Origin of the sequence: Methylomonas rivi (genome assembly GCF_024505165.1) — a bacterium.
Lineage (GTDB): Bacteria > Pseudomonadota > Gammaproteobacteria > Methylococcales > Methylomonadaceae > Methylomonas > Methylomonas rivi.
This window is the reverse complement of record NZ_JANIBK010000266.1, coordinates 1-2647: the sequence shown is the minus strand read 5'-3', so window position 1 is coordinate 2647 and position 2647 is coordinate 1. Positions and strand designations below refer to the sequence as shown.

Genomic DNA, 2647 nt, shown 5'->3' with positions numbered 1-2647 from the left:
GTGCGCGCGGCTCGCACGCCGCCGGAACCGGCTCCAATTACAAACAAATCGACATCGTATTCAGACATGTTACTGCTCCAGTGCGGGATAAACCCGGCCGACCAGGGTTGTCCCCCGCCGGCCGGTATAACTTAACGCGGTTGTTTCAGGAAGGCCAGCATGGTATCGACATCGCTGACCTCGAACGGGTCTTCCGGGTGGTTATCGGCTATACCGGGTTCGCAGAACAACTTGACGATCATGCCGTCTTCGACCAGCATCGAATAGCGCCAGGAGCGGTAACCGAAACCGAGATTTTCCTTTTTGACCAGCATGCCCATGCCGCGGGTAAAATCGCCGTTGCCGTCCGGCAGCATTTTCACGTTCTGAACGCCAAGGTGTTTGGCCCATTGAAACATGGTGAAGGCGTCGTTGACGCTCAGGCAATACACTTCATCGACGCCTTGATCGATAATCTCCCTGTATTTGGCTTCGTAACCGGGCAAATGCGTGCTGGAACAGGTCGGCGTAAAAGCACCGGGCAAGGCCAGCACTACCACTTTTTTGCCTTTAAAAATAGCGTCACTGCCGACATCCTGCCAGCGGAACGGGTTGTCTCCGCCCATGCTTTCGTCGCGGACACGGGTTTTGAATACGACATTGGGTACTTTGCTGTTCATTTGAATTCTCCAGGTTGGTGAGGGGTTCGGTCCGAATCGCGGTGCGTTCGGTACGGGATTTAGTCTACCGATCAAGGTTTGCAATGAAAAATCGATTGTTTGTATAGTATCGATTGATTTAATCAATACACTTTGCCGCCATGAATCTTAGAGACTTACGTTATTTAATCGCCGTGGCCGACCTGCGCAGCTTTGTGCAGGCCTCGGAACACTGTCACATCAGCCAGCCGACGCTCAGCACCCAGATCAAGAAACTGGAAGACCGCCTGGGTGTGCAAATCTTCGAACGCAATAACAAACGGGTGCTGGCCACGGAAGTGGGCGAACACATTATCGCTACCGCCCGCCGTATCTTGAAGGAAGTCGACCACATTCAGGAACTGGCGGAAACCGCCCGCGACCCCTTGGCCGGCAACCTGCGCATCGGCGCTTTTCCTACCCTGTCCACCTATATTTTCCCGGCCTTGGTGCCGTTGATCAAACAAGCGCTGCCGCGCATCCGGCTGATATTGGTCGAGGAAAAAACCGAGGAGTTGGTTCGCCAATTGAAAAACGGCCAAATCGATATGGCCTTGCTGGCAATGCCTGTCGGCGACGATTTTTTACAAACCCAAGCGCTGTTCGACGACGAATTTTTGCTGGCGGTAGCCGCCGACCACCCATTGGCCAAGGCCGACAAAATCCGCCAGCAGGATTTATCCGGCCAACAATTATTGTTGCTGGACGAAGGCCATTGCCTGCGCGGTCAGGCCTTGCAAGTTTGCCAAATCAACGGCGCAGAGGAACAGCAGGATGTGCGGGCCACTGGCCTGGAAACCCTCAGGCAAATGGTGCGGGCCGGCACCGGCATTACCTTTATGCCGCGCATTGCCGTGCGCGAACACGACGCGGGCATTCGTTACATCCCTTTCCAAACGCCGGTGCCCAGCCGCAACATCGGTTTGGCATGGCGCAAGACCAGTGCGCGCGGCCATTTGATCGCCGAAATCGGCCGCCTGATAATGCGGGCGGCAAGACAAATCGCCGCATAATTTCAATCAAGCCTGTTTCGCGGACATAACAAAAACCAGGCAGGCGCATTTTTCTCTTGACATATTATTGAGAATCATTATCATTTGTATCCGATAGTTCTCTCTCGTGCTATCGCCGGCGCACCTGGTCATTCTCCAAAGCATCAGCAGCGTGCGCCGTTTTAATTTTTTCCTTGAGTTTTTTCAAGAGGTCGCTATGCCTAAAGTCGAAGCCGAGCTTACCGGCCAACAAGACATGAGCCAATTGCATGCCGCCACCTGCTTGATGATGACCCGTTTCATCAACGGCCACCATTGTCCCAAGCTGGCCCATGTCATCGTGCATCAATTGCAACAGTTACTGGCCCATCCCCAGCAAACGCCGGATAGCCGCGGCATGTATCTGCAATTGCTGGAGCACTGGCAAGGCGTTTCCAGTTTATTGCTGGAACAAAGGCCGGACTCGCGGCGAACCAGCCTATACCATTGAGATTACTTATGACCCAGCCATCGTATAAACCGAAAATTGATGAGGCCCGGCCGCCGGCGAACGGCGAAAACGGCGGCGGCCGGCCGCGGATCAGCAGCAAACAGCTGTTCGCCGACCGGAACGAAATCGTCATCGAACATCAGGGCGACGAATACCGGCTCCGCATCACCAGCAACGGCAAATTGATTTTGACCAAATAACCCTTTCCACCGCACAGCCAGCCACCCCTCCGGTAGCCTGCCAAGCGTTAACACTACGCACAGCATGAGGCTACATGACCCCGTTACAGTTTGTTGCAACAGCAACGGCAACACTTCCGCAATCGCGCGCTTGCCGGGCAACGCCATCCGGCGCGGGCGGATCCGTTGAACCGGAGCATGACTTTTCATTCGCGCGGACATGAAAATCCGCCTTGCTTCGGCCCGGCCGGTCGTTGGCATGGGCTTGTTCCGGCACGGATGCCGACGCCGCGCCGTGGCTGCAGGGAC

At 55.3% G+C, this 2647-nt stretch carries 5 protein-coding genes; 3 read left to right on the top strand and 2 right to left on the bottom strand.

Annotated elements, in window-relative coordinates; all coding sequences use genetic code 11:
- Positions 1-131: 131 nt before the first annotated feature.
- Positions 132-659 (bottom strand): peroxiredoxin, encoded by a 528-nt coding sequence (locus tag NP596_RS20915; protein ID WP_256617325.1) that lies wholly within the window; start codon positions 657-659, stop codon positions 132-134.
- 140 nt (positions 660-799) lie between these two features.
- On the opposite strand from NP596_RS20915, the gene NP596_RS20910 reads away from it, so the two are divergent.
- From NP596_RS20910 to hemP, 3 genes are all read left to right on the top strand, one after another.
- Positions 800-1690: a LysR substrate-binding domain-containing protein gene (locus NP596_RS20910; RefSeq protein WP_256617324.1), complete on the top strand. Its 891-nt coding sequence runs from the start codon at positions 800-802 to the stop codon at positions 1688-1690.
- A gap of 196 nt (positions 1691-1886) precedes the next feature.
- Entirely contained in the window at positions 1887-2159 is a 273-nt protein-coding gene (locus NP596_RS20905; protein ID WP_256617323.1) for a hypothetical protein, read from the top strand.
- Positions 2160-2167: 8 nt separating this feature from the next.
- Positions 2168-2359 (top strand): hemin uptake protein HemP, encoded by a 192-nt coding sequence (gene hemP / locus NP596_RS20900; RefSeq protein WP_256617322.1) that lies wholly within the window; start codon positions 2168-2170, stop codon positions 2357-2359.
- Between the two features lie 70 nt (positions 2360-2429).
- Here hemP and NP596_RS20895 read toward each other — a convergent pair.
- On the bottom strand, positions 2430-2647 hold a 218-nt coding region (locus NP596_RS20895; RefSeq protein WP_256617321.1), incomplete at its 5' end, for a hypothetical protein.

Excerpts from the sequence above, each read along its gene's own strand:
- NP596_RS20905 (WP_256617323.1), top strand. The coding sequence starts at position 1,887 with ATGCCTAAAGTCGAAGCCGAGCTTACCGGCCAACAAGACATGAGCCAA.
- NP596_RS20915 (WP_256617325.1), bottom strand. The coding sequence starts at position 659 with ATGAACAGCAAAGTACCCAATGTCGTATTCAAAACCCGTGTCCGCGAC.
- NP596_RS20910 (WP_256617324.1), top strand. The coding sequence starts at position 800 with ATGAATCTTAGAGACTTACGTTATTTAATCGCCGTGGCCGACCTGCGC.
- hemP (WP_256617322.1), top strand. The coding sequence starts at position 2,168 with ATGACCCAGCCATCGTATAAACCGAAAATTGATGAGGCCCGGCCGCCG.